The following is a 24,746-nucleotide window of genomic DNA, read 5'->3' on the forward strand; positions in this document are numbered from 1 at the left end:
GGGCGCCCCTCCCTCCTTGCCAGCCGCGCCGCGAGGCGCGTGGGCTGCGCGCGCGAAAAGCACCTAGGAGAGGGGGGCGCCCTGGCCCGTTATCCGGGACCATCGGGATGGGTAGTAGCGTGGCACGTCCCAGCCGTCCGACGTGGGTAGGAGCCACCTCGTGTCTGACTCGTTCGCCGCTGTCACCGGCCCGCTGATCGAGCAGATTCGTACGGCCCGCGCCAGAGGCGACGTGTTCACCGCGGAGGCGGTCCTCGAGGAGCTGCTCGCCCTGTACGTGCGCCTGGGCAACCGGGAGCTCGGCACCCTCCAGGAGCAGAACGACTACATCGTCGCCCGGCACCTGGGCTACCTCCCCCAGGTGCTGCAGGACCTGGACGTCAAGCCCGACGCCCTGCCGGAACCCCCGGGCCGCCGGCGCCCGGCCCCCACTCCCCCGGCCGGGGTCGACGTGACCCGCATCGCCGAGCGCCTGGCGCACCTCGGCGGCCGCGACGAGGAACCGGCCGAACGCTTCGGCGTCGAGTACCGCCCGCAGGACAACGTGGTCCTCGACGGGCGCCTGCAGCCGTTCGCCATCGTCGACGCCGATGAGCAAGGCCTGCCGGTGTCCTGGTACCGAAGCCGCGGCGACGCCGAGCTGATCGCCGGGGTGGCCAACCGGCTGCGCCGCACCGGCTGACCGCCCGCCCCGGAAGCCTCCGAGGCGGGCGGCACTGCACCCGGACACGGTCACCACGCCGGTTGCGGCTCGCGTGCGTGCTGCGGGCACCGGTCGCCCTCGGCCTCCACAGGGCGGCCGCACAGCCCGTCGTCCCCGTCGCACTCGTAGTGCCGCCGGACCACGGCCTGGCTGCCCGCTGTGTACTGCCGGGGCATCGGGGTCTCCCGGTCCGGGTAGTCGGCGCTGCCATCGCCCCAGGCCCGCCGTGCACCCGGCACGGGCGTGACGAGCAGCTCCTTCAACCGGCCCGCAATCACAGCGCCCACCGACTTCTTCAACGGGCTGGGCAGCGGCCGGACCAGCCAGGGCCACAGGGTCGTGACGTCCCACCCCAGGCGGAACAGCTCGTCGACGACCATGCCCTGATCGGCCAGCACCTTGCCCGCCAGCATCAGCTCCGGCCGCTCCTGTCCGAGGGCCTGCAACAGCCGCACTCCCTCGGTGAGCTCGATTTCCTCCTGGGCGTGCTTGGTCCCGTCCGTCCCTCCCTCCGTCGGGGAGGAGTCCGTGGAACCTACGGAGGGACGGACGGTTCCCTGATGGTTCTGTGGTGGATCACTGACGGTTAGGGGTTCAACCTGACCCGACCCAGGGCTCAACTTGGGGGGGAGGTCGGGCTCATCTTGATCCGAGGTCGGGCTCATCTTGAGCTCAGGGTCGGGCTCATCTTGACCCATCAGCAGGTCAGAGGGGGTGTCGGAGTTGTCCACAGGGTCGGGCTCATCTTGAGCTGTCACCTGGTCAGCGTCCTGCCCGGACCCCTTCGGGGCCTTCCGCTTCTTCTGCGGCAGGGGGGCGTCCGCGTCGAAGGTGAGCCGCTCGATGACGTTGTCGTCGTAGTCCGTCGGCTTGCGCTTCATGGCGGCCAGGAGCGGGAGGTTCACGCGCGTGAGGTTGGTGATCGGCTCGTTCGTCTGCGGGTCGAGGCGCCGCTGGGAGGCGATCAGCTTCTTCTCGATCAGCTTCTTCTTGACGCGCTTGACGGTGGCCACGGACGTACCGCAGTCGGCGGCGAGGCGCTCCTGGCCGGGCCAGCAGTACCCGTGATCATCTGTCCGGTTGCAGTAGGCGATCAGGAGCAGCTTCTCCGGCCCGTCCAGGCCTTCGGCCTCAAGCACCATCGAGATGTGCTTGATGGTCACGCCAGGCCCTCCTCAGTGCCGTCGCCCGCCTGGACGTCGACGACCACGCGGTACTGCGTGGCCGCGGACGCGCCGGTCGTGGTGAAGGAACGGGTGCGCTCGACGAGGCCGAGGGCCTCCAGTCGGCGCAACGAGCGCGAGGCAGTCGAGGGGCTGATGTTCGCCGCCGTGGCGAGGTGGTTGAGGGCCGGGAAGGCGATGCCCTCGGGGCCGGCGTCCCGGGCGAGCAGGACGAGGACCAGGCGCTCGGTGGGGCTGATATCGGCGGGGGCGTCGAGTGCGGCGCCGATGTGGGTAGTGCTCATGTGTGTTCTCTCTGTCTGGTCAGAGAGGAGGAACTGCGCATCGCGAATATCACAGGCGGGCGCGGAAGCGAGTGGTCCGCGCCGAGCAGCCTGTATGCTCGGTGCTAAAGCAGTCCCTACCCCCTTTGGCGAGGACCGGGTAGGAAGTCGGGGCGTCGACCGGGCCAGGTTGGCGCCCCTTCTGCATGTCTGCCGCTACTTTCGGTGTTGGCGATCACACCTTACACCTGAGTGTGCTGAACGGTAGGATGGATCGTATGACGACACCGAACACGTCGGGTGGGGCCACCCGGGAGCGCACCAGCATCACCATGGAGAAGGACCTCATGCGCCGCGCCAAGCTGGCCGGCGGCGGCAACCTCTCCGCCTACGTCGAGAAGGCAGTACGCCAGAGCCTGATCAACGACTCCATGATCGAGGTGGCACGCATCAAGGCTGCCGACCCCATGGACGACGTGCTCGAGGCCGCCGAGGCTGACGCCGAGGCCGCCGCGTGACCGAGATCCTCCGGGGGGCGGTGTGGCGCGTGCCCACCGTAGGCCGGGACCGGACCGTCCTGGTCATCCAGCACAACGCAGTGATCGCCCATCACCCGGGCGGCATCGCCTGCGTGATCATCCAGGAAGTCGAGAACGCCCCCGACACCCTGCTGACGATCCCGATCGAACAGCCGGTGCGTGGCGTCGTCATGGCCTCGGACGTCACCCAGTTTCGGCCCGTGCGGTTCGAGCAGGGCAAGTTCCTGGGCTTCCTCTCGGATGAGGAGATGGACCGCGTCTCGCAGGCAGTCCGCGCAGCTCTCGACCTGTAGGTCTTCGTCGTCTTCCGTTCGCCCCCTGCTGGACTCCGGCCGGGGGCGTCGTCATGCCGGAAGCGCGGCCCAGGTGACTCGGCCGCCGTGGTCGCCGTCGTACTGCCCCACCTCGGAGGCGAGGCGGTACACCAGGTACAGGCCCGGTTCCTCCTCGGGTGCGGGCAACGTGCCCGCCATGTCTCCCACCGACACCGTGACGTGCGCACCGTCGTACGCGATCCGCGCAACCAGGCCGGCCCCCGTGCTGTGGCGGGCGGTGACGTCCACCAGCTCCTGCAGCACGGCCCGCACGTCGTCGCTCGTTCGGGTGGCGTGGGTCGCGCCCTCGAGCAGCCGAGGCAGGGCGAGGGTCGCCGCCGCGGTGGCCCGTTCCATGGCCTCAGCGGGGGGGACGTCGGGGTCGTCGATGGTGAAGTCGACAGAGTTCTCGACGCCGAGCAGGAGGGCGACACCTCCCTCCCCCGTGATGGCGTGCGGAGGCCAGTTGTGTGGTGCGGCGTCGGAAATCGTCACTGTGGTCCGTTCCGTCAGGTGGCACGTTCTCGAATGCTAGTTCGAAAGCGGCTAGCGTGCAGGGGTCAAAGCGGTGGAACCATGCGCTTACGGATGCGCACGGAGCGACACGGGGGATGGGGTGGCATGAAAGGCCTTTCTGGGGTTGACCTGGGCGGACGTGGTCATTGGAACGCACTTCCGGTAACCATGCGTGCCCGGAGCGTGTTGTTCCGCGACCCATCAAAGATGGTCGAAGGGTCAATCGTCAAACGATCTGTGTTTGAAACCTACCGGCCATCAAATGATCTGTGGAAGCCAGTTATGGTGAGACCCTCACCATCCCGCCAAGGAAGACCACCCCACAGTGACCGCAGACCCCCATGCCCAGGAACCTGCCGAGCCCAAGGCGCAGGTCCGCACGTTCCAAGAGGTGCTAAGACTCCTCCTCAAGGCGCAGGCCAAGGAGGACCCGCACAAGCCCGGCGAGTTCATCGAGCCGACCAACACCGAGGTCGCTGATGCCATCAACGCCCGGTTCGGGGCCGGCACCATCACGAACGAGCACATCCGCCGGCTCCGCAACGGCACCGTCAAGAACCCGGGGCTCGAGGTGGCTTCCATCCTCGCGGACTTCTTCGGCCTGCCCCTGGACGTCTTCAAGGCCACCGGTAGCGAAACCTCCCAGAAGGTTGTGGAGGAAGTGCAACGGTTTCTGGAGTCCAGGCGTCCAACGCAGAGTGAAGAACCAGAGCCTCCGACGGTCCGTGTCCTGGCCCGGACAACCCGCAGACTGTCCCCTGCCGGACAGGCCCGGGTCGCCCGGTACGCGGAGCAGCTCGCGCAGCTCGAGGCGATGGAGAGCGAGACCGGATCCTTCCCAGTAGTCCCGTCCACCGACTAGCCCCCCACAGGTGTTCAACTCCGGTGATCCAGTCCGCCCATGACCGAAAGATCCGCCAGGCCCTCGCCGCTGTCTCCATCCCGACCCCGCTGACGGTCGACACGCTGTTCGCGGTGATGCAGGAGCGCTACCAGCTCCGCTACGGACGCCTTCTGGAGCTGCTGCGCGGCCCGTCACCCATCCCTGGCCTGCACGCGAACGCCCTGTGGTTTCAACGCCCCGACGACGGCCCGGACGGCGTCTGGGTCGCTGGGGAGCTCACCGGCTCAGCCGCGGTGCACAACCTCGGCCACGAGTGGGGCCACCAGGAGATGGGCCACCAGCCGCTCCTCCTCCCCGTCAAGCCGAAGCCCGAGCCGTACGAGTTCCTCAGCCCCGACTTCCTTGGCGGCTGCCTCTTCGGCCGGGCCCGCTCGCACGAGGGCCCCCAGGATCCCGAGTACGTCCGCATCGAGAACGAGGCCGAGGGCTTCGCCTACCTGCTGCGCCGAAAGGCCGCCGAGCAGGCCCGCGACACCCGCCACCACGACCCCCTGGTCGACCGGCTGCACCACAGCCTGTGACCCTCCCCCGCCCGCCCCTGCCGCAGGATGCCCGTGCCTACCGACGACTTGATTGACCTGTGCACCACCATCCCCCTGTGGGTGGTGGTCGCCGTCCGCTCCTACCAGGAGTTCCGCGACCGCAACACCCCCGGCGACCCGGCCAAGACCAGCGGGAAGCGGGCGATCCTTGCCACCTTCGCGGCCCTGGCCGTCGGCGCGACGCTCCGCCTGTCGGCCATCGAGGACGCCCTCGCCGACCTGACCGGCATGAAGGACGCCGCGGTTCTCCCCAAGCACCTGGCCGTGATGGTCGCCTGCACCCTTCTGGTCGGGTGGGTCGAGTCCGTCGTGCCACCGCGCGACAAGGAACCGATGTGGCGCCGCTGGATCTCCCTCAAGCCCCGCCTGGCCATCCTCATCGCGGCCGGCGTCTCCGCCTCGGCGTTCTTCCCCTTCTCGGCTCCCTCCGTCCTCGCACCCGACGGATCCCGCGACTTCGCCTCCGGCCAGTACGGAGACGTCGCCGGCACCGCGCACCTGGCGCTCTATCTCCTGGGCATGGGCACCGCCCTGGTCCCCTCCGCGATGCTGTGCCTCACCGTCGCCCGCCGTACCGACGACCGGCTGCTCCGGCTGTGCATGCGCCTGATGGCCGCGGGCGCCGGAGTCGGCGCGTTCTACCCCGTGTACCGCATCTCGTTCCTGGTCTGCGGCTTCACCGACTGGACGTTCCCCCTCAGCGAGGGCGCGTTCCACCGCGGCGGCTCCCTGATCCAGATGGTGACCATCCTCCTGGTCATCACCGGCAGCTCCGTGCGCGCCGTGGAGCTGCTCATTCGCGCGATCCGCATGCGCCGTGGCCTGCTTGAGCTGCGCCCCCTATGGGAGGAGCTCGTCTCGGTCCTCCCGCCGGACGTCATCCTGCGCCGCCTCCAGGAGGTCGACTCGGCCCGGCAGGAACGCCGCCGCATCCGCGACCTTTACAGCCGCCTGGACGAACGGCTCGTCGACATCTCCGACGCCTGGTTCACGCTCCTGCCCTGGATCAGCGAGGACGTCCCCGGGCAAGCCCTCGAGATCGCACACCAGCAAGGCCTCCACGGAGCCGAAGCCCGCGCGGCCCGCGAAGCGATCACCCTGCGCGTCGCCCGCATGAAGGCCGTCGACGCCGAAGACGTCGCCGAGCGGCCCGCGGGCTCCCAGATGCCGATGCACAACGACCTGCTCGCCAACGCCGCATGGCTGGCCCGGGTCGCCCACCACTACAACTCGCCCAGCCTGGCCGAAGCCGCCGCCAAGCTCGCCGGCCAGCCGCTCCCCGAGAAAGTCACCGCATGACCAGCACCATGACCCCCACCCCCGCCCCGGCCCGCGAGGAGAACCGCGCGGCCCGGCTGATCACCGACGGGATGGAGCCGCGCAACGTCATCGTCGCGGTGAGCCTCGGCGTCGGCCTGGCCCAGAACAACCCAGTGACCGGAGTCCTCTGGGCGCTCGAGGCCATCCTGTTCGCCGCGGTGCTGCCCATGGCGTTCATCAAGTACGGCATGCGCAAGGGCATGTGGGCCGACCGGCACATCGGGCAGCGACAGCGCCGAATGATCCTCATCCCCGTGATCATGGCGTTGGTCGGTCTCGGCATCGGCGGCATGCTCTGGTTCGACGCCCCGACCGACATGGTCGCCCTGGTCGTCGCGATGCTCGCCACCCTCGCCGTCCTCCTGCCCGTCACCGCGTTCTGGAAGATCAGCGTGCACACCGCGGTCGCCGGCGGCGCCCTGGCGATGCTCGCCCTCACCTGGGGCCCGCTCGTCTGGCTCGCCTACCCGCTCGTCGCCGTCATCGCCTGGTCCCGCATCTCCCTGCGCGACCACACCCTCGCCCAGACCATCGCCGGCGCCATCGCGGGCACCGTCACCGCCGGTCTGGTCTTCGCCGCGCTCACCGCATGACGTAAGGGCCGCCGTGTCTGTACTCCTCCCGGCCATGCAGACGCCTCCCGTTACCGCGCCCGCCGCTGACCGTCTCGACGTCCCCCGCCACATCGGCTTCATAGCCGACGGCAACCGCCGCTGGGCAGCCGCCCACGGCACCACCGTCGAACAGGGCTTCCGGCAGGGCGCGGTCGTCGTCCACCAGGTCCTCGAGCACTGCCGCGCCCTGGGCGTCGAGACCGCCTCCGTGTTCCTGATGTCCGACCGGAACTTCGGCCGCTCCCCCGAGGAGGTCGAGATCCTCGCCGACGTCCTGGTCGACCTCCTCGACACCGCGGCGGCCGCGGCCACCGGCCCAATCCGCATCCTGTCCCACTTCTCCGGCAACTACCCGGTGCCCGCCCGGCTCCTAGCCGCCATGGACCGGGCGGAGGGCATCACGCGCAAACGGTCGGGGATGACCGTCTGCCTCGGCATCGGCTACGACGGCCGCGCAGACATCCGCCAGGCTGTCGCCCGCTCCCTGGCAGCTCCCCACTACGACGGGCGCCGGGCCCTGCCCGTGGACTACTTCCTGTCTACCTGGGGCCTGCCCGACCCCGACCTGATCATCCGCACCAGCGGAGAGCGCCGCCTGTCCGGCTTCCTGCTCTACCAGGCCGCGGACGCCACGCTGCACTTCGAGGACCGGTACTGGCCCGACTACGGCCCCGCAGCCGTCGACGAGGCCGTGGCCGTACACGCCGAGCAGCGCCGCACCTTCGGCCGCTGACCAAGATCATTCTTGCCCAATTGGGCAGCTCCCCCAGGGCCCCGTACGGGTGACGTGCGGGGCCCTATCACGCGCCGCGGCCGGTACCGATACGGGCTCACTGCCCGAAACGAGGCGACGGTCTGACTATCGTCCCTCCCATGACGACACCAACAGACGCCATCGAGCGGCTCCGCTACGGGCCCCTCGGCCTCGCGCGCCCTGACGAGACGCGCATCATCGTGATGTGCAACCAGAAGGGCGGCGTCGGTAAGACGACCACCACCATCAACCTCGCCGGCGCGCTCTCCTCCTACGGCAAGCGCGTCCTGGTCGTCGACGGCGACCCCTCCGGCAACCTCACCGACGGGTTCCGGCTCGAGGGCCTCGACGAGGAAGAGGGCGACACGCAAGTCGACTGCCTGCTCAAGGGTGCCGACCCGCACCCGCTGGTGGCCCGGCCGTTCGAGAACCTCCACGTCCTGCCGGCCAGCCCCGACATGGTCTTCCTGCCCGCACGGCTCCGCGAGCGCGGCAACGCGCTGCACGCCCACCGGAAGATGCTCGCCCGGTTCGAGGGGGAGTACGACTACATCCTGCTCGACACTCGCCCGGCCATCGACACGGACACCAACTCGATGACCGCGGCCGCGCACGGCGCCATCATGATGGCCAACACGCACCGGTGGGCGATGAAGGCCATCGGTGCCCAGCTCGACCAGCACGAGACCATCATGGAAGAACTCGGCCGGACCGACTTCGTCGAGATCGGCCTCGTGATCAGCCTGGCCCTCTTCGGCGGTGGCGACTTCAACAAGGCCGTCCTGAACTCCCTGCGCAGCCACCCCCAGCTCGCGCCGCTTGTTGAGATTCCCTTCCGCGGCGCCGACCTGGGCGAGGCCGGAGTGGAGGGCAAGCCCGTCCAGATGTACCGGCCGAAGACCGACACGGCGCAGTGCTTCCGCGACATCGCCGTCAAGGGCGGACTGGTGGAGGCCGCGTGAACAGGAGCAAGAACTGGGACGAGGCGACGAGCTGGGACGCCACCACCAAGCGGAGCGGCACCACGAAGCTTGCGAGGAACGGCCGAGTCGCCGACGCGGAGCGCCAGGCGGCCATAAGCGAAGCCGTCGCGGTCGCCGTCGAGGAGGCCAAGCCGGGACTGCACAAGATCCCCGACCCGGTCGAGCCCGCCGGGGAGGGCGCGCTCACCGACGAGGAGCGCAAGCGGTACGAGGAGTGCCTCGAGGGCGTCGACCTGGGCAATCAGGCCTGGTTCATCCAGGGCAAGGCCCTCGACACCATCGCCACCGGCCGACTGTTCCGGGACACCCCGCACAAGCTCGAGCCGGAGCGGACCTACCGCACGATCGAGGAGTGGGCGCCGCTGGAGAAAGGCATCTCGGTCGGCAAGTGCAGCAAGCTGCGTGCCGGCTGGGCGATCGGGGAGGTCCTCGCCGCCCGCGGCTACGACGTCAACCCGGGCCAGGTCCGGGAGATCGTGCCGGTCAAAAACGCCTTCAACCTGAACGCGGCCGTCGCGGTGTACGTCCTGGTCGCCGACACCTGGGGCGCGGACCAGGTCACCGCCGAGCGGCTCCGCGGCACCGTCAAGATGCTGCCGGGTGACCTCGAGCTCGACGAGGACGAGGACGTCGACGCCCTGGCCAAGACCATCAAGGGCGTACTCGTCGAGGAGATCCAGCCGCCGGTCTCCCGGGCGATCCCGCCCGCGGTTACTCGGGCCGTCGACAAGACCGCCATCAAGATCGCGGACGCTCTCAACCGGCCCCGTATCCCCCGCTCGGAGGTCACTCTCCGGCTCATGGAAGCGTTCGCCGACCCGGAGGACTCCACGGTCTACGACGCCGTCCTCGAGCGCATGAAGGCGGCGGAGAAGGAAGCTCGGGGCACCGCCCGTAAGGCGCTCGAGTAGACGTCCAGCGCCCACACAACACGGAGGCCCGGCCAAAGGTAGTGGCCGGGCCTCCGCGCGTTTGGAGCTCCTCCGCAGCATAGGCCAGACGATGGGCCCTCCGGGCGGGGCGTCAGAACTCGTCGTCCTCCGGGTCCGTGACCACACCGAGGACGTGGTCGTAGCGCACGGGCGTGTGGACGTACCCGCCCTCGCCGATCGTCCAGCCCGCCCGCAGGACGGCCTTCACCGGCACCGGCACACATGCCTCCTCGACCCGGGCCGGGCCGCCCGCTGACGGCTTGGAGCCTTCCTCGACGGGGTCCAGCACGACCAGGAGGCAATGCCCGCTGTCCTTCACGTAGCAGTGCCAGGGTGCCACCTCGGCGGGCAGCTCCCCCGGGTACGGGCGATCGAGGAGGAGGCCGGCCAGCGTGCGCCGCACGATCGTCTGCGGGGACGTCGCCGTGCCGCCCGACGCCGACGGGGTGAAGCACCGCACCGGCGGGGCCTCGACCTGGAGCTGTCGCCGCGCAGTCTTCCGGACCCGCGGAAGCGGCGGCATCTGCCGTTCCTCCACGGCCCCGGTGTCGATCGCCGTCCACGCCCCGAACAGGCCGCGGAACATGCCGTACGTCGGATCGCTCGGGGTGCTGGCCTGGACGGGCCAGGCCTGCGGCGGCAGATGCACCTCCTCGTGGAAGGTCAGCGGCCCCGACCCCAGCAACGCCTCATAGCTGCACAGGCCCAGACGGACCGCGGCCTGGGTGTCGCTCCACCACGACACCCACGTCCCGCCGTCGAACGCCACACCCCACGTCGCCGCCCGGATCGGGATCCCGCTGCGCAGGTACATCGGGGGCCTCTCCCACACCAGGAAGCCGGCCGCCGACGGCAGGAGCTGTTCGACGGCCTGGTGCCGGAGCTCCACCGTCTCCGCCACCTCACAGGCCGCCGCGTCGAGGTAGAACAGTTCCGCCGTCGTCAGACGCTCCCGCTCGGCGTCGGCTAGCGCCGCGGCGCGCTCCTCCACACTCGGCAGAGCTGCCACCTGCGGCGGCATCACGAACCGAACGCCCTGGTACATCATGTGGGCCCAGGCGACAGCCGCATTGCCCCTGGTGAAGTCCAGCGTGGGCAACCACAGTTCGTGCGTGGTCTCCGGGGGGTACTCGCGGTCACTCACAGACTCTCCTCGATACTGATGCGGGGCGGAGCCGCTACCACCGGTTCCGCCCCGCTCACTCTTCCGCACCGCACTGACACGCGCGGCTGATCAGGCAATCTCCATCCCGGCACGGCACGCCGAGTGGTCCCAGCCCTCCACGACGGGGTAGCCGCAGAAGCACGTCCCCTCTTCCGCGGGTAGGCCTCGCATGCGGCGCTGCAGGGCGACCATCAGGTCAGTGCGATGGATCCACCCGCGCTCGCTGACCATCTCCAGGAGCTGCCCCTGTCCGCGGTCGTACGCGTCGAACGCCACGTCCCCGCTGGGCACCGGTCCCCGGGTGGCCTCCCACGCCAGGAGCGTGCCGGTCTCGTCCTCACGCCGGGCAACGAACCCGTAGATCCGGCTGCACCGCATCTCGTCGAGCTCGTCCAGGCGCCAGATGTCCCGCTCGGCGTCCTGCCACCACGTCGACTGAAACAGTAGGTCCGTCCAGTGGTCCACGGGCTGCCGGCGGCCGCGGAGGATCTCGAAGTCGCCGTCGAACTGCTGCTCCTCGAGCCGGGCCCGGCGCTCGGCGAGCCCACGGTCCAGGTACGCGCTACCCACGGCGCGCCGTTCTGCCGTACCCGCGCTCGGCCAGGTCGGCGGCGGCCTTCATGATGGCGATCCCGTCGGGGTGGTCGTAGACGGCCCGCACGATCGCGTCGTGCCACGCCTGTTGACCGCGCAGCACACGGCCCGTCGCGGCGTCCTTGCGGCGCGCGGCCTGGAGCTGCTGCTCGATCGTGGGGCAGTGGCAGACCTCGAGGTCGGGGTTCTCCACGCGCGCGTGACACCCCGGGATGAGGTAGCGGCCGCCGTGCTCGTCCTCCCACCAGTGGCAGACCAGCGCACGGCCCGCGGCCGGCTCACTCACCACGGGACAGCTTCCTACCCACACGGCCGTGCAGCTCCTCGCGGGCGGCCTGCCAGGCCTCGGCGCTGGGCGGCAGGATCTGCAGCGCGCCGAGGACGGCCCGCAGGATCGTGCCCGGGTCGGCCCCCGGCTCGCCGGCGGCGCCCTCGATCGCGTGCCACGCCCGGTCGTGCTCGGCCGGGGTGAGGACGTACGGCTTCCGCGCGCCTGCGGCTATGCGCTGCTGCGCGAACTGCGCGGTCGTGGTGAGCGCGTCACGCAGCTCCGGCAGTCGGCCCGTGAGGACGACGACCGGCACCGTGGCGGATTCCTCGTCGTCGTTCGCCTGCCGGGTCACGGTGAACGTGGTCCAGGTGGCGCCCGGCGTCACGCTGAGACCGTCGCCCGTGTGGTCGGTGGCGCGGTACTCGCTGCCGGTGTCGAGTGCGGCGTCGAGCTCGGCGACCTGCTCGGTCGTCAGCCACATGCTGACGACGTCCCCGCCGAGGGCGAGGTTCTCGGCCTCGACCCACACGTACGGAGCTCCGTTCCCGTCGACCGCGGTGCGCAGGATCAGACGGTGGTTCTGGCCGTCGGTGTAGGTGTACGGGTAGGTGAGCTGCTTGGTCACGGGGTACTCCGTTCTCGTTGGGCCGCCGGGTGTGCACCGCGGCGGTGAGCGGGGGTCAGGCGGGGCGGGGGATGGACAGGTTGGGGAGCTCGAGCGGCCACGGCCGGCGGCGGGCGTACTCGGTGCGGTCGGCCCTCCAGCGGCCGGAGTTCGGCTTGCGACGGCGGGGCGTGACGGTCCAGCGCATGGCGGTGCCTCTCTAGGCGTGTAGTGGTCAAGCGGCTTCGGTGTCGGCAGGGTTGGGCACGATGCGGAGGTGACGCGGGCGGGCGGCCCGCTTGCGCTCGGCGGTGCGCTCTCGGTTCCTCTGCGAGCGCTGGTCCGGCAGGCGCCAACCGTGTTGGGCCTCGCTCAGGGCGGCGCGGCGCGCGGCCTGCTGCTCCGGCGTGTCCGTCGAGGACGTCGCCGTGCGGGGCTGGTCGACGCCGGGGCGGCCGAACCTGCCGGTGGGCCACTGTTCGGCCATGAGGCGCTCGTACTCGGACGGCGTCATCTCGCATCTCCTGCCGGGTCGTGCGGGGTAGTGACGGGGCCGGGCGGCCGTAACGCCTGGGGGAACGTCACGGCCGGTCGGGCTGTGTCAGAACAGGCCGGACTGTCCGGCGGCCTCGAGCGCCTGGCGCTCCTCCTCGGCCCGCTTCTGCGCTTCCTGGCGGGCGAGTTCTGCCGTGAGCGCGGCCTGCTGCTTGGCGGCGGCCGCCTTCCGGGCCTGGAGCTCCTCGGACGTTGCCCAGCGCACGAGGACCTCGTGGTCACCGAGCTCGGGGGCGTCGACGACGGTGCACTTGACGTGCGGGCTCTCGAGTCGGCTGGTGATCTCGGCGAGGGTGCGCAGCCAGTTCGGGCCGAACGCCCCTGCGACGACCAGCAAGACGTCACCGCGGCGGTACTGCCGGGTGGAGAAGCCGTCGACTTCGTGCCCGTCGGGGCCGGCCTTCTGCGTGGCCTCGTGCAGATGCAGGTCGTGAAGTCCGCCCTCGGACAGGTGGCGGCTGATTGTCCCGGAGCGCGTGACTCGAGCCATGGTGGTGTTCCTCGCTTCGTGGTTGGGGCCGGTGCTCTCCGGCCCAGGGGTGGGGCGCCCGCGCGGGGCGCCCCGGGGAGCTGCTCGGATCAGGCGGCGAGCAGGAGCTGCGGGTCGTCCGGCAGGGAGTTGAGGAGCTGGTTACGCCAGGCGATGGCGTACCGCGGGCAGTTGCCGCAGTGGACGTGCTTGCCCACGCACTCCGGCATCGGGGCCCGGTTGGTGGCGTTGAACGACCAGGCCATGGAGTCGCTGCTGTAGAGCTGGTGGGCGACGCGCCGCAGGCCGGTCTTCTTGAAGCCGAACCCGTGCAGACGGATCCCCATCCCCCAGATCGTTTCGATGATCCGGGCGGCCTCGTCGGTCTGCTGCAGGCGGCACACGGAGCCGATGCCGACGACCGGTTCGAGCGTGAGGTCCACGCCGACCTGGTCGTACAGGTCGATGCACCGCAGGTAGTCGTCGAGGGTGCGGCCCTGGATCACGGGCATCCACGGCAGGTCGGCGTCCAGCGTCATCAGGTTGAGGAACGACGCGACCGTCTTGATCTGGTGGTCGGCGATCGTCAGGCCGGTCTTCGCGAGGATCTCGTCCTCACACATCCAGTCCTGAATCGCGCACGCGTCCATCAGGCCGGTCTCGTCGTAGTACCGGCGCGCCGCCTCCGCGTAGTAGTACGGGGACACCGTCCACTCGCCGTACTTCGACAGCTCCGTGAAACCGCCGGAGTCGAGCATCCACGGGGTCACGGCGCGCGGCAGGGTCTTGCGGCCGTCGAGCCGCTGGTGGGCGACGCACAGCGGGATGCAGTCGTTGCCGAACTCCTCGCGGGCCAGCCAAGACGGCTGATGCGTGCCCAGGTACGTCACCCGGTCGAGGTCGGCGAACCACCGACGCTCGGCGTGCACCGGAGCGGGACGCTTTTCCTTGGGCTTAGCATTCGCCGTAGCGGCGGGGACGTCGAAAAGAACGGCAGCGGACATGGTTTTCCTCGCTTCGTTGGTTCGCCGGTGGTTGCTCTCCACCAACACCAGGAATAGTACACCAAGGGAAATCTGTGAGGGTAGGGATCCGCAGAAAGAAGCGGGGGCCGTCCACCAGGACGACCCCCGCGGTGCGGGCCGGCTCAGGCGGCCAAGCCGTACAACGTCGCCTGACGGTTGCGGTACTTGCTCGTCACGGCCCGCCCGACGTGCTCGGCCATCGCCGTACCGACCGGCGGCCGCGCGGCGGGCCCCTCGGCCGCCTCCAGGGCCTGGGCGCGCCGGATGATCTCCGCCATGCTCAGCCCCTTCTTGAAGTCGGCGCCGACCACGACTTCGGTCCGGGCGTACGCCGCGGCGAGCTCCGGCACGCGCCGCGCGCCGTTCACAAGGTCGCTGTTGCACCCGAGGACACAGAAAACGCAGCTCAGGCGCCGGTTTCCCCAGTCATAAGCCGGGTGGTACGGCAGGCGGGAACGGGCGATCTCGCGCCACACCTTCCGGTCGCTCCATGCGTGGATGGGCCGCCAGGTGGTGACGTGCCGCTTGCCGTTGCTCGCCCCGCGGTTGATCTCCACCTCGGCGAGCTTCGCCCGCTGGTTGCTCTCCGCGGCGCGCTGCCCGATGCACTCCAGGATCCGCACCGGGCGGCCAAGGTTCAGGTGCGCGAGCTCCGCGACGAGCCGCGTGTAGAGGGTCCGGATCGGGCCTCGCTTCACGTCCGGGGTGCACCAGCGTGCAGCACTCGACGGCCAGGCCGGCGGGACCTTCGCCGTGGCCGGGTCCTCGCCCCGCTCGAGGGCCTCCCGCTCCGCCTTCGCCTTGAGCTTGCCGTACCGGATCTCGACGCGGTCGAGGAGATCGGCGCCCTGCGCCTGGACCACCTCGAACCGGCGGACCCCGGCAAGGCGCGCCTGGAGCTCGGCGAGCTCGCGGGTTCCCGCCCACTCGACCCGGCCCAGGTCCGCGTGGACGACGACGACCTTGTCCAGCATGCCCAGGGCCCGCGCGCGCTGGACGACGTACGAGAGCATCGCCTGACTGTCCTTGCCGCCGCTGCTCGATATGACGACCCAGTCGGCGTCCCGGATCAGCTCGTCCGGCACGGTCGTCCAGGGGGCGAGCGGCACCGACGCGTGGACGGTCCGCGTCTTCTTGGGCTTCGGCCGGGGCTTCGCCGGCGTGGCGGCCGCGGGGGCTTCCTGGAGGCTCTGGATGTCGTGGAGGTCGAACAGGGTCGCGGTCTGCATGGCGGGGTCCTCGAGGGCGTGGAGCGGGCGGAGAGCGGCACTGGGGTGGGGCGCAGCGCGGGCCGCGCCCCAAGGGGGCCGTCAGCGGTACCAGTGGCCGAACTGGTTGCGGCGGGTCACGTACATCTCGGCGTGCTCCTCGTCGCGCCACTCGCTCGGGGGCAGCGCGTAGCGGACGACCGCACCGAACCGGCAGGTGGATACGACGGTCGCCGTGTCGCCGTCGTGAAGGGTGATCACGTCGCCGGTCTCCAGGCCCAGGAAGTCCGGGGTCGGCGTGCTGGCCTGCTCCCGCCACCAGGCGCCCCACGCCTTCGGCTGGTGCGGGGACCTCGGGAGCGGCGCGAACCGGTCGCCGGGGCGGTGGTCGACGACTGCGGCCGTGTCCGCCTGCGGGCTGTAGAGGTGCTCACGGTCGTACGCGGCCGGGACGCTCGAGACGGGCAGCTCTCCCAGGGCGAGCGGCCGACGGAGCTTCACGGGGGCCGGGGCGGCGGGGGCGATGTCGAACAGGGTGATGGTCTGCATGGGGAGGTCCTCCAGGACGTGAGGCGGGCGGAGACGGGGCGGAGGCCCGGGGCGCAGCGTGGGAGCCGTGCCCCGGGCGGAGGGGCGGTCAGCCCAGGAACCGCTCCTCGGCCTGGCCCGGGGTGAGCTCCTCGCCGTCGGGGAGGACCCAGCGCAGGGCACCGGCCCGCTTGCTGTACTGCATCCCGCCGGGGGCTCCGGCCGCCTCGAGCCGGGAGGGGATGGACCGGCCGATGTACTCGGTGCGGACCGTGGCCGTGCGGCGGGCCGGGGCGGCGGCCGGGATGGTCTTCCGGGGCTGCGCCGCGGCGGGGGCGGGCTTCTCGATGGATTCCAGCCGCATGAACACCAGGCCGCCCGAGCCGGGACGTGCGGCGCGCACCTTCGGGTCCTGGTCGGCCACCTGGACGGCGTGGTTGTAGCTCGTCGCCTCCACCTGCGTGATGAGGTTCCCCTCGCGGTCCTTGACGGCCCACCAGTCGACGCGCCCGGCGGCCTCGGCCTCCACCTCGTCGGCCGGCTGGGGGTGGCCGTTCTTCGGGCAGACGTACGGGAACGCCTCCACGGCGGCCGCCTTGAAGCGCGCGCCCATGTACTCGCCGAAGTGGCTACCGCCGTACAGGTACCAGCCGGTGTCCGGGCATCCGTCCAGCACGTTGGCGGTGCGGCGCTCGAGCTCAAACTTCACGCCCTCGTACTCCGTGGCCCACTTCCGGCCCGCCTCCACGCACGTCCAGCCGATGCCCTCGACGTCCAGGGTCCGCGGGCCCCGCTCGGCCGCGGCGGTACGGGCGGCGCGCGCCTTCTTCGCCGCGTTGACGCCGTGGTGGGTGAGACGGAAGTGGGTGAAGCCCGGGTAGTCCCGCACGGTCGAAGCCAGGCGCCCATCACTGGTGTACTCCCTGATCCACTGGCGACGGAGCATGATGTCGAGCGTGCGGCCGGTGGCCGTGGAGGGGATGCGGTGGTTCGGGGCGCCCAGGGCGACGATCAGCAAATCGGCCTGCGGCCTGGTGGGGACGGTGTTGATGCCGGTCTTCGTGGCCATGACGGAGTTCTCCTCGGTGAAGTCGGGCGAGCTGGGGGAGGGTGCCGGGGCGCGGCGCATACGGTCGCGCCCCGGCGAGAGAGGGACCGGACCGGTCAGATCACGTCGGTGACGTCGTAGAAGCTGGCCAGGCCGCGCGTGAACCGCTCCAGGGCGAGCGTCAGCGTGGGCTCGGCGAACTCGGCGCGCACGGCGTCCTCGTACGCGGACTCGGCGACCGCGCGGTGCACGTGGTCCGTGGCCCAGAACCCGTTGACGGACCAGTAGTCGACGGCGTACCGCTCCCACAGGGAGACGGGGTCGATGTACTTCACGAGCCGCACGAACAGGTCCGGGGTGCCGTCGGTGCCGTTGATGACCGACTCCCGCAGCGTCTCCCCGCCCAGGATGTTGAAGACGTAGGTGGGGTGCTGCTGCTCGGGAACGGCCGTCGGCGCCGTGCTGTGCAGGACGGTGCGCATCGGCCCGTACTGCTCGGCGAGCTCCTCCAGGGGCCTCACTGCGAGGGCAACGTTCATAGGGGTGTTCCTCCTTCGTGGTTTTGGCGGGTTGCTCTCCCGCCAACACGAAGAATAGTACACCCATGGCAATCTCTGGAAGGGGCACCCCTGGTAAAACCGTGAATAGGCACCAAGAAATTCCCCCGGGCTTACTGTTCCGGGGGAATCTCGGGGCGGCGGCCCTGGGGAGCTGTCAGGCCGCGGGGGCGTACCGCCGGCGGTCCGGGCTCACCTCCGGCGCCGAGAACGTCGCCTGTGGCCCATACAGCCGCTCTACCGCCTCGGCGGGGATCACGCGCACGGCTCCGCTGAGCGCCGCCCGGGTCTCCGGCCGGAGTCGACCGCGATGACTTGGCGCCCGGCGCGGCTTGACCGGCATGGGCGGGGGCACCACCAGCGGCGGCCGGGCGGCGGACACGGGGAACAGGCTCTCCTGTCCGTCCCGCGCGTACCGTTCGGCGTCCGCCTCGTCGGCCTCCCGCGCGCACGCCGCGTCGACCTGCTGGAACAGCTCCACCCGCTCCGCCTCCTGGCGCTCCTCCTCGACCCGGGCGGCCTCGAGGACGGCCAGGCGCTCCGCCTCGACGACGACCGCGGGCACCATCCGCGTCATCTGGGCCGTCACCGCGCTGTCGTCGGCCCGCTCGAGGTCGACTCCGCCCGCGGCGTCCCACACCTCCTCGGCGACGGCCCCGTACTGCTCCCACAGTGGCCGGGAGCTGTCCCGCTCCCCCACGGGCCGCGTACGGGCGCCCAGACGCTGCGCCAGGGCGTGCAGGACGTCCGCGCGGAACTCCCGGGCCCGCACGCGCATGGTGGACGCGTCCTCGTACTCCAGGAACGGCTCCGCGGCGATGGACCGCTTCCACGCGCCGAACACACGGACCGCCCGGGTCGCCAGGGCCTCCACCTCGTCCAGGACCCGCTCGAGGGCGACCAGGTAGCGAGCCAGGGCGTGCGCGGGGCCGTCGACGCGCAGCCGGCGCATGTCCGACCACCCGTGCCGCTCCCCGTTGCCCCACTTCTCCTCGTAGACCGACCACCGGGGGTTCACCTTGTACGGCGTCGACATCTCGAGACCGTGGACGTCGGCCAGGGCCCACGCGATGTCGTGGTGCTGCTGCGCCCGGCGCTTCGACTGGGCGGGGAACTCGAGCTCGGCGGTGAACCGGCCGGGGGCCGACTCGTGCGGGCGGGGGATCTCTACGTACGCGCTCACGCGCTTGTTCCTCTCCTTCGGGTTGCGGCGGTAGCTCTCCGCCGCGAGGACCGGCCCACGGGATGCGGGCCGGGGATCACGGGGCCGGGGTCAGCGGCCGAACAGCACACGGACCAGCCAGCACGGGCGGCGGCGCTGCTCACGACGTCCTCGGCGCATGTACGCCCGGATCATCGCGGCCACCACCTCCGGGTTCGGCGACTCGTGCCAGTGCAGGCGAACCCACACCCCGTCGCGCAGCTCCCCGTACGGGCGCTCGAGGAACAGGGACGCGCCGCCGTCCTTGTACCGCCAGACCATCCAGACGCGGTCTGTGTCGTACCGGCGCACGTAGACCTCGGCCGGGGGCGCGGGCGGCAGCTCCAGGAGCTGGGCGACGGTGTCGGTGAACGCGACGAACGCACGGGTGGGCTCGGACGGGAGTTGGGAGCGGAGCCACGGGGGCAAGGGCATGACGGGCTGAGCCTTCCTGGGAGCGCCCCGCCGCGCCTGGACGCACTCGGCGACCAGGACGACGGCGACAGGGCGGGAGAACGGGACTGAGGGCGTCAGGAGACGGCCGGGGACTGTCCGGCGGCCGGGGGCGTCACGTCCACGCGGAGATCCCGTCGCGTGGCCGTCTTGCGGCTCAGCACCCGCCACACCGTCCACCCCGCCCCACGGAACGCGGCGGCGACGTCGTCGAGGGCCTGGTTACGGGCGGCCCGCACGGTGCGCGTGTCCCTCGACCGCATGCCGCGCTCGTCGTGCGCCCCGTCGATGAACCAGGAGACTTCCAACGTCCGACCGGCCCCGGGCCAGATGAACGCGCCCTGCGGTCCCTGGGGGCCGTGCCAGTCCCGGTACAGCACCTTGCGGCTGGGAACCGTCGCCACGCGCACCTCAGCGGCCCGCAGGATCTCCAGGGCCTCGACCACCGGCCCGTGCCCGGCGTACTCCGGCATGGCTCCCACGGCGTCCGGCTCCGGCTCGTCCCACAGGCGCACGGAGACCGGCTTGCAGTTCCACAGGCGGGCAGGGGAGAGACGGTTCGACAGGCGCACGGAGATCGCGTCGACCAGCACACGGTCATTCCCGCGCGGGTCGTCGTCGCCACCGTCGGCGATGCTGTCGTGCAGCGCGTGCACCTGGTCGCCGTCCATGTGGTGGAGCTGCTCCCGGATCGCCCAGTACCGCTCATCGTCGGTCAGGACGACGCGCACACCGGCCGGTGCCGCGTGCTTCCGGATCAGCCGGCGCACGGACGCCTCGTTCGCGGTCCCGGCCTCCGTGTCGGCGTGCAGCTTCATCACGGTGTCCACCAGGGCGCTGGTCACGACACAGGCGTTGTCCTGCTGCGCCGCAGCGATGACCAGACGGGCCATCTCGTCGGCGCGCTCCGTGGGGGTCGACATCGGGGGTTCCTCGCTTCGTGGTTCGGTCCGGCGTGCTCTCGCCGGGCAGTGGGCCGCGCGGACACGGCTTGCGTCGCCCCAAGGGGAACGGGGCAGGTGACGCGGGTTTCTGGACTTTCTGGACCGTCCACACGCGCGCGGGCGCGTATGGGGCCTCGAGGGCGCCGCCCGACCCGATCCGGCCGGGCGGCGCCGGGGCGAGTCAGCCGCGGGAGCTGCGGACGTACTCGACGGGGACGGCGACGCGGAACATGGCGCCGATCACCCGGCGGGCGTTGGCGGCGGCGTCCTCGCGGCCGTCGCGCTTGCGGAACGTCTCGACGATCGCCGGGTGAGCGGGGAGGAACCCCTGGGGCGTGTCGACACCGGCCGTGATCGTGGCGGTGACCTTCCAGCCGGTGCCGGAGTCGCTCGAGCAGCGGACGCGCACCAGGGGCGTGCCGGTCTCGACGGCGGACAGCTCCTCGGCCGTGCTGCCGACGGCGTTGTACGCCACGGCGGCGGCCCGGATCTCCTCGGCCGTGCTGGGCATGTCGGTGCCGTGCATGCGGTGGGCGTGCGGGGCGACGGCCAGGATCACCTCGCGGGCCCGCTCGACGGCGGCGCGCGCCTGGTCGTGGGCGGCGTTGCGGGCCCGCAGGTTCCCGGCGGCGCGCAGGGCCTCCCACGCGCCCTCGATGACGTCCGCCTGCGCCTCGAGGATCTCGCGGTGGTGCGCCGTGGGCGCGACCTTGCCGACGGCGTGCAGGTGGCGCGCCAGGTCGTCGAGGTCGCGCGGGCTGGTGCAGAGCACGGTGGCCTCGTACGCGGCGAGGGCGGCGAACAGCGGCGGGGTCTCGACCGGGGCGGCGGGCGCCGGGGCGGGGGCGTAGGCGGCGATGTCCTCGGCGGTGGCGCGGCGCAGCTCCACGGTGCCGCGCTGGTCGCGGTAGACGATGCGGGCGTTGCCCCGGCCCTCGGACATCTCGCGGACGTCGCGCTTGCCGTCCATCATCGCGTGGTTGATCTCCTCGAGGGCGTCGCGGCTGTCGACGAGTTCGGGGGTGCGGCCGTTGGCGATGCGGACGTGCATGCGCTCCTCGGCCGCGGCGGGCGCCTCCTCGGCCGGGGCCGGCTCAGTGGTCACGGGCACATAGCGGCGGTTGTCGCACACGATGCCGCCGTCGTCGTCCTGGTCGGTGACCAGGCCGTTGAACCGGCGGTTCTTCACGAAGGTGCGGACGCGTTCGGCGGGGATGCCCTCCTTGCGCAGCTCCCCGTTGATGTAGAGGGCGTGCGGGGCGTCGACGACGTCTTCGGGGAGGGGCGCAGCGTCGCGGGCGTACTTGGCGGAGCTGTGGCCCAGGGTGCGCACGGCGGCGTCGACCTCCCGCAGGGTGCGCACCTTGCGGTGGTCGGCGACGCTCCAGACGGTGGCGTCGACCAGGCAGCCACGCGCGCCCTTCTTCTTCGCCTTGGTCCACAGGAGCGTGATGGTGTCGCCCGCGATGGTGCGGCCCAGCTCGGTACCGGCGTACGCGGCGGGAACGGGGATCGCGAAGCGCACCACGTAGGAGGTGAGCGTCTCGCGGTCGGTCGTCTCGACCGTCACGGTCAGGCCGAACGCGGCCGCAAGGGTGATGAGTTCGTCCGCGTTCTTGATGCCGGTCGTCTGGGTCTCAGCCATCGGGTGCTCCTCGGTTCGTTGGTTCGGCCGGGGATGCTCGCCCCGGCCCCGCCTTAGTGGCGTGCCCTGAACGTACCCCCCACCCCCGAGAATAGTCAACCCAGGGAAATCTAGGGGTGCTGCGCTGCACGACTTTCCAGCGCCTCACCTGCGGTTCTTACGGAATCTGACGTCAGGGGTGTTGCGCTGCATTTCCCTAGGTGTACTGTTCTTCTCGTCGCCCCGGAGAGCACCGGGGCCAACCAACGAAGCGAGGAACACACCATGGCCGTTTCCCTGGACAAGAAGCCCCAGCTCCACCTCTTCGTCGCGGTCGTCACCGACGCGGGCACCGACCGCGCCGTCGTGCACCACCTGGGCATCACCGATGCCGTCTACTACGACGACCAGGTGAACCGGGCGTGGGATGTGAAGTACGCCGTCCCGGGTTCCGCCGTGTGTCTCGTCGTCGCCGGTGACCGCTCCGCCGGGTTCCGTGAGGCGCGCAACGGTGAGAGCCCCAACGCGCTGATCGACCCGTTCTTCGGAGTGGGCGCCCTTCCGGTCTGACCCCCCAGACAGCACCGCCCGCCGCCACCCCCCGGCGGGCGGTGCGCCCCGCCCCTGGGCCGGCTCACAGTCGGAACGGGCGCAGGGCGCACCGCCCACGGTCCCGGAGAGCAACCGGGGCCGGACCAACCAGCGAAGGAACACCCCATGCAGCGCTTCCCGCGTCTCGGCCGCATCCTGGCCCGCCGCCCCCGCCCGGCGTCCCTGCTCGCCGCCGGTACCGCCGTGATCATCCTGGGCGGCCTGGGCACCATCACCGCATCCGACGCCACCCCGGCCGACTTCGCCCCGAAGGGCGACACCGTCGCCGCGTACAACGACGGCTGGATCGACGGGCGCGCCGACCTGATGGGCGACGACAACCGAGACGGCCGCGTCGACGAGGACGAGTCAGGGTGGGACTGCGCCACGATGGGCAACCGCGAGTGCGGCACCGACACCTCCGCGCAGTGCCGGGGCGAGTCCGAGTTCGCCGACCTGTGCGCGACCGTAGCCGGGCGCCCCGCGTACGCCTGGACGGACGACGACGGCACCCCGCACACCGTCGCCGCCGGTCGCAAGCTGCTGGCCCGCATCGACGCCGCCCCGGGCACGGAGGAGTTCGCCGCCGCCCTCTGGGCCCTCGACGCCCTGTGGTTCGAGCACAACCAGCCGTGAGCCGGCTGCCGCGCCACTGACCCCGCAGCTCCCCGCCGGGGCGCGCCGACCGCGCCCCGGCTCCCGCACCGCACGAGAGGAACCACCACCCCATGAGCCGCACGCCGTTCCCCACCTGGACGCCGCAGACCCGCACGAACGGCGCGGGCCACTTCACCCGCGAACAGTGGGCCATCGTCGACTCCGAGACCGTGAACGAGCGTCAGGCCCGCGTGGAGGAGCTGCGCGAGGCCGTGGCCGCAGCGGAGCGGGACGGACGCGCGACCGTCCGCATGCTCCACAGCGCCCTGAACCGCGCCACCCACGTTGCCGAGCGGGCCCTCACCTACTGCACCAACTCCGGGATGCGGCGCACGGAGTGCGACACCTGCGACCACACCCGGCAGCTCCGCATGATGGCGGACCAGGAGCGCGCCCCCCTCACCCCCGCCCAGGTCGAACAGCTCGGCGACGCCACCGGCCGGATCGCCGTCTACGCCGCCCGCGCGCTGTGCGAGGAGTGGCCGCACCTCGACCTCGAGCGGCTCGTCGAGACGTTCACCCGGCCCGTGGCCACCGAGGGGACCGCCCGGCTCTACCTGGCCGCGCTCGAGCAGGGCGCGACGCCCGGCGACGCCGCCGGGAAGGCCGGACGCGCGCTCATCGACGCGTGGGCCGAGGCGCGCCTGGCCGCCGCCCAGGCCGCCCGCACCGCCTGACACACCCGACCGCCCCCGCCGGGGCGCAGCACCGCGCCCCGGCCCCCGTACAGCACACGAGAGGACCGACACCCCATGGCCCGGAAGATGAGCGCCACCGAGCGAGCCGCCCGCGACGTCGTCAACAAGTACGTCCGCGACGGCCTGATGGAGCGCGGGCAGGCCAACCGCGCGATCCGCGACGGACTGCACATCGCGGAGACGACCGTTCGCCGCGAGTACGTCGAGAACGGGTGGGGCTCCGCCCTGTACTACGGGCAGAAGGTCGCAGCGGCCCGCGAGGAGTTCGACGCCGCCCGGCCCGGCTCCGTCGCCCAGCGCGTGAAGGGGACGCGCCTCCTGGCCGCCGAGATATTCGCCGCCGTGTTCGCCGTCGTCGAGGCCGAGGAGGGCCCGCGCGAGGGCGCCGAGCGGCTCACCCCGGCCCAGGCCGAGGAGGTCATGGCCACGGTGCGCGACACCGCCCGCGAGATGCGCGAGGAGGCCGCCAACCCCCGCGCCCGCCTCACCACCGCCGCCTGACAGCTCCCCGCCCGCCGGGGCGCACCCCGCGCCCCGGCACCGCTCGAGACAGGAGAGACCCCGTGAGCACTGCCACCGGCCCCCAGGGCATCGACTGGTCCACCATGCAGCGCGCCGACTTCGACCCGGCCGCCCCGCTCGCCCTGGTCGACAAGCGGGCCGTCACCCGCCGCGTGGAGGCCGCGCCGCACGCGAACGGCACCGACGCCCTGTTCGGGGACGCGCCGACCCCGCCGCGCGCCACCCGCGCCCGTAGGCCGGCTGTCTCGGCCACGCCCCAGGACGACGCCCTGTTCTGACCCTCGAGAACGCTAAGCCCAGGGCAACGCGTCCGACCCCGCGCGACGGAGTCAGACGCGTTCTCATCTGCGGAAATCCAAGTTCCTGCGGATCATGTGTTCCCCCCGAGATTTCCCTTGGTGTAGTATTCCTCTTGTTGGCGGAGAGCACCGCCGACGAACCAACGAACGAACAGAGGAACACCC

At 71.4% G+C, this 24,746-nt stretch carries 34 protein-coding genes; 15 read left to right on the plus strand and 19 right to left on the minus strand.

The features are described from left to right. Positions 1–160: 160 nt before the first annotated feature. Entirely contained in the window at positions 161–682 is a 522-nt protein-coding gene (locus tag ACIBU0_RS42115; protein ID WP_398829605.1) for a hypothetical protein, read from the plus strand. A 50-nt stretch (positions 683–732) separates the two neighbouring features. Here the strand turns inward: ACIBU0_RS42115 and ACIBU0_RS42120 are convergent, their stop codons facing one another. Beyond that, positions 733–1,866, minus strand: a complete 1,134-nt coding sequence (locus ACIBU0_RS42120; RefSeq protein ID WP_398829608.1) for a helix-turn-helix domain-containing protein — start codon at positions 1,864–1,866, stop codon at positions 733–735. Beyond that, a complete protein-coding gene (locus tag ACIBU0_RS42125) occupies positions 1,863–2,171 on the minus strand; it encodes a helix-turn-helix domain-containing protein (RefSeq protein ID WP_398829610.1) in 309 nt (102 codons plus the stop codon). The genes ACIBU0_RS42120 and ACIBU0_RS42125 overlap by 4 nt, the downstream gene beginning before the upstream one ends. A gap of 257 nt (positions 2,172–2,428) precedes the next feature. On the opposite strand from ACIBU0_RS42125, the gene ACIBU0_RS42130 reads away from it, so the two are divergent. Both ACIBU0_RS42130 and ACIBU0_RS42135 read left to right on the plus strand, forming a co-directional pair. After that, a complete protein-coding gene (locus tag ACIBU0_RS42130; RefSeq protein ID WP_398829612.1) occupies positions 2,429–2,668 on the plus strand; it encodes a hypothetical protein in 240 nt (79 codons plus the stop codon). Next, complete coding sequence (locus ACIBU0_RS42135) at positions 2,665–2,982, plus strand: type II toxin-antitoxin system PemK/MazF family toxin (RefSeq protein ID WP_398829613.1); 318 nt, start codon at positions 2,665–2,667, stop codon at positions 2,980–2,982. The genes ACIBU0_RS42130 and ACIBU0_RS42135 overlap by 4 nt, the downstream gene beginning before the upstream one ends. Positions 2,983–3,033: 51 nt before the next feature. Here ACIBU0_RS42135 and ACIBU0_RS42140 read toward each other — a convergent pair whose 3' ends face one another. Beyond that, entirely contained in the window at positions 3,034–3,498 is a 465-nt protein-coding gene (locus ACIBU0_RS42140; RefSeq protein WP_398829615.1) for a hypothetical protein, read from the minus strand. A gap of 346 nt (positions 3,499–3,844) precedes the next feature. Here ACIBU0_RS42140 and ACIBU0_RS42145 point away from each other — a divergent pair, with 346 nt between their 5' ends. The 7 genes from ACIBU0_RS42145 (at position 3,845) to ACIBU0_RS42175 (ending at position 9,547) form a co-directional block, all read left to right on the plus strand. Continuing rightward, positions 3,845–4,381, plus strand: coding sequence for a hypothetical protein (locus ACIBU0_RS42145; protein WP_398829617.1), 537 nt, complete (start codon positions 3,845–3,847; stop codon positions 4,379–4,381). 23 nt (positions 4,382–4,404) lie between these two features. Beyond that, entirely contained in the window at positions 4,405–4,944 is a 540-nt protein-coding gene (locus tag ACIBU0_RS42150; protein WP_398829620.1) for a hypothetical protein, read from the plus strand. 33 nt (positions 4,945–4,977) lie between these two features. Beyond that, positions 4,978–6,264, plus strand: a complete 1,287-nt coding sequence (locus ACIBU0_RS42155) for an MAB_1171c family putative transporter (protein WP_398829622.1) — start codon at positions 4,978–4,980, stop codon at positions 6,262–6,264. After that, positions 6,261–6,878 (plus strand): hypothetical protein, encoded by a 618-nt coding sequence (locus ACIBU0_RS42160; RefSeq protein WP_398829624.1) that lies wholly within the window; start codon positions 6,261–6,263, stop codon positions 6,876–6,878. The genes ACIBU0_RS42155 and ACIBU0_RS42160 overlap by 4 nt, the downstream gene beginning before the upstream one ends. 34 nt (positions 6,879–6,912) lie before the next feature. Next, entirely contained in the window at positions 6,913–7,632 is a 720-nt protein-coding gene (uppS, locus tag ACIBU0_RS42165) for a polyprenyl diphosphate synthase (protein WP_398829626.1), read from the plus strand. Positions 7,633–7,772: 140 nt separating this feature from the next. Further along, positions 7,773–8,615 carry a ParA family protein gene (locus ACIBU0_RS42170; RefSeq protein WP_398829629.1) on the plus strand — a complete coding sequence of 281 codons (843 nt, stop codon included), beginning with the start codon at positions 7,773–7,775 and terminating at the stop codon, positions 8,613–8,615. Beyond that, the gene (locus ACIBU0_RS42175) at positions 8,612–9,547 is read left to right on the plus strand and encodes a hypothetical protein (protein ID WP_398829632.1); all 936 of its coding nucleotides are present in this window, start codon (positions 8,612–8,614) and stop codon (positions 9,545–9,547) included. The genes ACIBU0_RS42170 and ACIBU0_RS42175 overlap by 4 nt, the downstream gene beginning before the upstream one ends. Positions 9,548–9,659: 112 nt before the next feature. On the opposite strand, the gene ACIBU0_RS42180 is transcribed toward ACIBU0_RS42175, so the two are convergent. The 16 genes from ACIBU0_RS42180 to ACIBU0_RS42255 form a co-directional block, all read right to left on the minus strand. Continuing rightward, positions 9,660–10,712 carry a hypothetical protein gene (locus tag ACIBU0_RS42180; RefSeq protein WP_398829635.1) on the minus strand — a complete coding sequence of 351 codons (1,053 nt, stop codon included), beginning with the start codon at positions 10,710–10,712 and terminating at the stop codon, positions 9,660–9,662. Between the two features lie 90 nt (positions 10,713–10,802). After that, positions 10,803–11,303: a hypothetical protein gene (locus tag ACIBU0_RS42185; RefSeq protein WP_398829638.1), complete on the minus strand. Its 501-nt coding sequence runs from the start codon at positions 11,301–11,303 to the stop codon at positions 10,803–10,805. After that, positions 11,296–11,613, minus strand: coding sequence for a hypothetical protein (locus ACIBU0_RS42190; RefSeq protein WP_398829641.1), 318 nt, complete (start codon positions 11,611–11,613; stop codon positions 11,296–11,298). Before ACIBU0_RS42190 ends, ACIBU0_RS42185 begins: the two co-directional genes overlap by 8 nt. Then, positions 11,606–12,223, minus strand: coding sequence for a hypothetical protein (locus tag ACIBU0_RS42195; protein WP_398829643.1), 618 nt, complete (start codon positions 12,221–12,223; stop codon positions 11,606–11,608). Before ACIBU0_RS42195 ends, ACIBU0_RS42190 begins: the two co-directional genes overlap by 8 nt. A gap of 55 nt (positions 12,224–12,278) precedes the next feature. Further along, positions 12,279–12,410 (minus strand): hypothetical protein, encoded by a 132-nt coding sequence (locus ACIBU0_RS42200; RefSeq protein ID WP_398829645.1) that lies wholly within the window; start codon positions 12,408–12,410, stop codon positions 12,279–12,281. Between the two features lie 27 nt (positions 12,411–12,437). Next, positions 12,438–12,716, minus strand: a complete 279-nt coding sequence (locus ACIBU0_RS42205) for a hypothetical protein (RefSeq protein ID WP_398829647.1) — start codon at positions 12,714–12,716, stop codon at positions 12,438–12,440. A gap of 87 nt (positions 12,717–12,803) precedes the next feature. Continuing rightward, positions 12,804–13,247, minus strand: a complete 444-nt coding sequence (locus ACIBU0_RS42210; protein WP_398829650.1) for a hypothetical protein — start codon at positions 13,245–13,247, stop codon at positions 12,804–12,806. An 89-nt stretch (positions 13,248–13,336) separates the two neighbouring features. Next, positions 13,337–14,230, minus strand: coding sequence for a hypothetical protein (locus tag ACIBU0_RS42215; RefSeq protein WP_398829652.1), 894 nt, complete (start codon positions 14,228–14,230; stop codon positions 13,337–13,339). Between the two features lie 143 nt (positions 14,231–14,373). Beyond that, entirely contained in the window at positions 14,374–15,480 is a 1,107-nt protein-coding gene (locus ACIBU0_RS42220) for a phosphoadenosine phosphosulfate reductase family protein (RefSeq protein WP_398829655.1), read from the minus strand. An 81-nt stretch (positions 15,481–15,561) separates the two neighbouring features. Continuing rightward, a complete protein-coding gene (locus ACIBU0_RS42225) occupies positions 15,562–16,008 on the minus strand; it encodes a hypothetical protein (protein WP_398829657.1) in 447 nt (148 codons plus the stop codon). Between the two features lie 88 nt (positions 16,009–16,096). Beyond that, a complete protein-coding gene (locus tag ACIBU0_RS42230; protein WP_398829660.1) occupies positions 16,097–17,056 on the minus strand; it encodes a hypothetical protein in 960 nt (319 codons plus the stop codon). A gap of 95 nt (positions 17,057–17,151) precedes the next feature. Further along, positions 17,152–17,574 carry a hypothetical protein gene (locus ACIBU0_RS42235; protein WP_398829662.1) on the minus strand — a complete coding sequence of 141 codons (423 nt, stop codon included), beginning with the start codon at positions 17,572–17,574 and terminating at the stop codon, positions 17,152–17,154. A gap of 175 nt (positions 17,575–17,749) precedes the next feature. Further along, entirely contained in the window at positions 17,750–18,775 is a 1,026-nt protein-coding gene (locus tag ACIBU0_RS42240; protein WP_398829664.1) for a hypothetical protein, read from the minus strand. A 90-nt stretch (positions 18,776–18,865) separates the two neighbouring features. Beyond that, positions 18,866–19,228, minus strand: coding sequence for a hypothetical protein (locus ACIBU0_RS42245; RefSeq protein ID WP_398829666.1), 363 nt, complete (start codon positions 19,226–19,228; stop codon positions 18,866–18,868). Positions 19,229–19,323: 95 nt separating this feature from the next. Next, the gene (locus ACIBU0_RS42250) at positions 19,324–20,169 is read right to left on the minus strand and encodes a hypothetical protein (RefSeq protein WP_398829668.1); all 846 of its coding nucleotides are present in this window, start codon (positions 20,167–20,169) and stop codon (positions 19,324–19,326) included. A 202-nt stretch (positions 20,170–20,371) separates the two neighbouring features. Continuing rightward, positions 20,372–21,835, minus strand: coding sequence for a hypothetical protein (locus ACIBU0_RS42255; protein ID WP_398829670.1), 1,464 nt, complete (start codon positions 21,833–21,835; stop codon positions 20,372–20,374). 264 nt (positions 21,836–22,099) lie between these two features. Between ACIBU0_RS42255 and ACIBU0_RS42260 the strand changes: the two genes are divergently transcribed. The 5 genes from ACIBU0_RS42260 (at position 22,100) to ACIBU0_RS42280 (ending at position 24,560) form a co-directional block, all read left to right on the plus strand. Beyond that, the gene (locus ACIBU0_RS42260) at positions 22,100–22,384 is read left to right on the plus strand and encodes a hypothetical protein (RefSeq protein WP_398829672.1); all 285 of its coding nucleotides are present in this window, start codon (positions 22,100–22,102) and stop codon (positions 22,382–22,384) included. 147 nt (positions 22,385–22,531) lie between these two features. Next, positions 22,532–23,041 carry a hypothetical protein gene (locus tag ACIBU0_RS42265; RefSeq protein ID WP_398829675.1) on the plus strand — a complete coding sequence of 170 codons (510 nt, stop codon included), beginning with the start codon at positions 22,532–22,534 and terminating at the stop codon, positions 23,039–23,041. Positions 23,042–23,133: 92 nt separating this feature from the next. Beyond that, positions 23,134–23,739, plus strand: coding sequence for a hypothetical protein (locus ACIBU0_RS42270; protein WP_398829677.1), 606 nt, complete (start codon positions 23,134–23,136; stop codon positions 23,737–23,739). A 75-nt stretch (positions 23,740–23,814) separates the two neighbouring features. Next, positions 23,815–24,261, plus strand: a complete 447-nt coding sequence (locus ACIBU0_RS42275; RefSeq protein WP_398829680.1) for a hypothetical protein — start codon at positions 23,815–23,817, stop codon at positions 24,259–24,261. Between the two features lie 62 nt (positions 24,262–24,323). Beyond that, complete coding sequence (locus tag ACIBU0_RS42280) at positions 24,324–24,560, plus strand: hypothetical protein (protein ID WP_398829682.1); 237 nt, start codon at positions 24,324–24,326, stop codon at positions 24,558–24,560. The last annotated feature ends 186 nt before the right edge of the window (positions 24,561–24,746 follow it).

Origin of the sequence: Streptomyces sp. NPDC049627 (assembly GCF_044465645.1) — a bacterium.
In the GTDB taxonomy this organism is placed as follows: domain Bacteria; phylum Actinomycetota; class Actinomycetes; order Streptomycetales; family Streptomycetaceae; genus Streptomyces.

Bases quoted from the DNA above. Each gene is read 5' to 3' on its own strand.
- ACIBU0_RS42160 (WP_398829624.1), top strand. From the start codon at position 6,261: ATGACCAGCACCATGACCCCCACCCCCGCCCCGGCCCGCGAGGAGAAC.
- ACIBU0_RS42235 (WP_398829662.1), bottom strand. From the start codon at position 17,574: ATGAACGTTGCCCTCGCAGTGAGGCCCCTGGAGGAGCTCGCCGAGCAG.
- ACIBU0_RS42265 (WP_398829675.1), top strand. From the start codon at position 22,532: ATGCAGCGCTTCCCGCGTCTCGGCCGCATCCTGGCCCGCCGCCCCCGC.
- ACIBU0_RS42225 (WP_398829657.1), bottom strand. From the start codon at position 16,008: ATGCAGACCATCACCCTGTTCGACATCGCCCCCGCCGCCCCGGCCCCC.
- ACIBU0_RS42245 (WP_398829666.1), bottom strand. From the start codon at position 19,228: ATGCCCTTGCCCCCGTGGCTCCGCTCCCAACTCCCGTCCGAGCCCACC.
- ACIBU0_RS42205 (WP_398829647.1), bottom strand. From the start codon at position 12,716: ATGACGCCGTCCGAGTACGAGCGCCTCATGGCCGAACAGTGGCCCACC.
- ACIBU0_RS42230 (WP_398829660.1), bottom strand. From the start codon at position 17,056: ATGGCCACGAAGACCGGCATCAACACCGTCCCCACCAGGCCGCAGGCC.
- ACIBU0_RS42220 (WP_398829655.1), bottom strand. From the start codon at position 15,480: ATGCAGACCGCGACCCTGTTCGACCTCCACGACATCCAGAGCCTCCAG.
- ACIBU0_RS42250 (WP_398829668.1), bottom strand. From the start codon at position 20,169: ATGTCGACCCCCACGGAGCGCGCCGACGAGATGGCCCGTCTGGTCATC.
- ACIBU0_RS42255 (WP_398829670.1), bottom strand. From the start codon at position 21,835: ATGGCTGAGACCCAGACGACCGGCATCAAGAACGCGGACGAACTCATC.
- ACIBU0_RS42275 (WP_398829680.1), top strand. From the start codon at position 23,815: ATGGCCCGGAAGATGAGCGCCACCGAGCGAGCCGCCCGCGACGTCGTC.
- ACIBU0_RS42200 (WP_398829645.1), bottom strand. From the start codon at position 12,410: ATGCGCTGGACCGTCACGCCCCGCCGTCGCAAGCCGAACTCCGGCCGC.
- ACIBU0_RS42215 (WP_398829652.1), bottom strand. From the start codon at position 14,230: ATGTCCGCTGCCGTTCTTTTCGACGTCCCCGCCGCTACGGCGAATGCT.
- uppS (WP_398829626.1), top strand. From the start codon at position 6,913: ATGCAGACGCCTCCCGTTACCGCGCCCGCCGCTGACCGTCTCGACGTC.
- ACIBU0_RS42125 (WP_398829610.1), bottom strand. From the start codon at position 2,171: ATGAGCACTACCCACATCGGCGCCGCACTCGACGCCCCCGCCGATATC.
- ACIBU0_RS42130 (WP_398829612.1), top strand. From the start codon at position 2,429: ATGACGACACCGAACACGTCGGGTGGGGCCACCCGGGAGCGCACCAGC.
- ACIBU0_RS42170 (WP_398829629.1), top strand. From the start codon at position 7,773: ATGACGACACCAACAGACGCCATCGAGCGGCTCCGCTACGGGCCCCTC.
- ACIBU0_RS42270 (WP_398829677.1), top strand. From the start codon at position 23,134: ATGAGCCGCACGCCGTTCCCCACCTGGACGCCGCAGACCCGCACGAAC.
- ACIBU0_RS42260 (WP_398829672.1), top strand. From the start codon at position 22,100: ATGGCCGTTTCCCTGGACAAGAAGCCCCAGCTCCACCTCTTCGTCGCG.
- ACIBU0_RS42210 (WP_398829650.1), bottom strand. From the start codon at position 13,247: ATGGCTCGAGTCACGCGCTCCGGGACAATCAGCCGCCACCTGTCCGAG.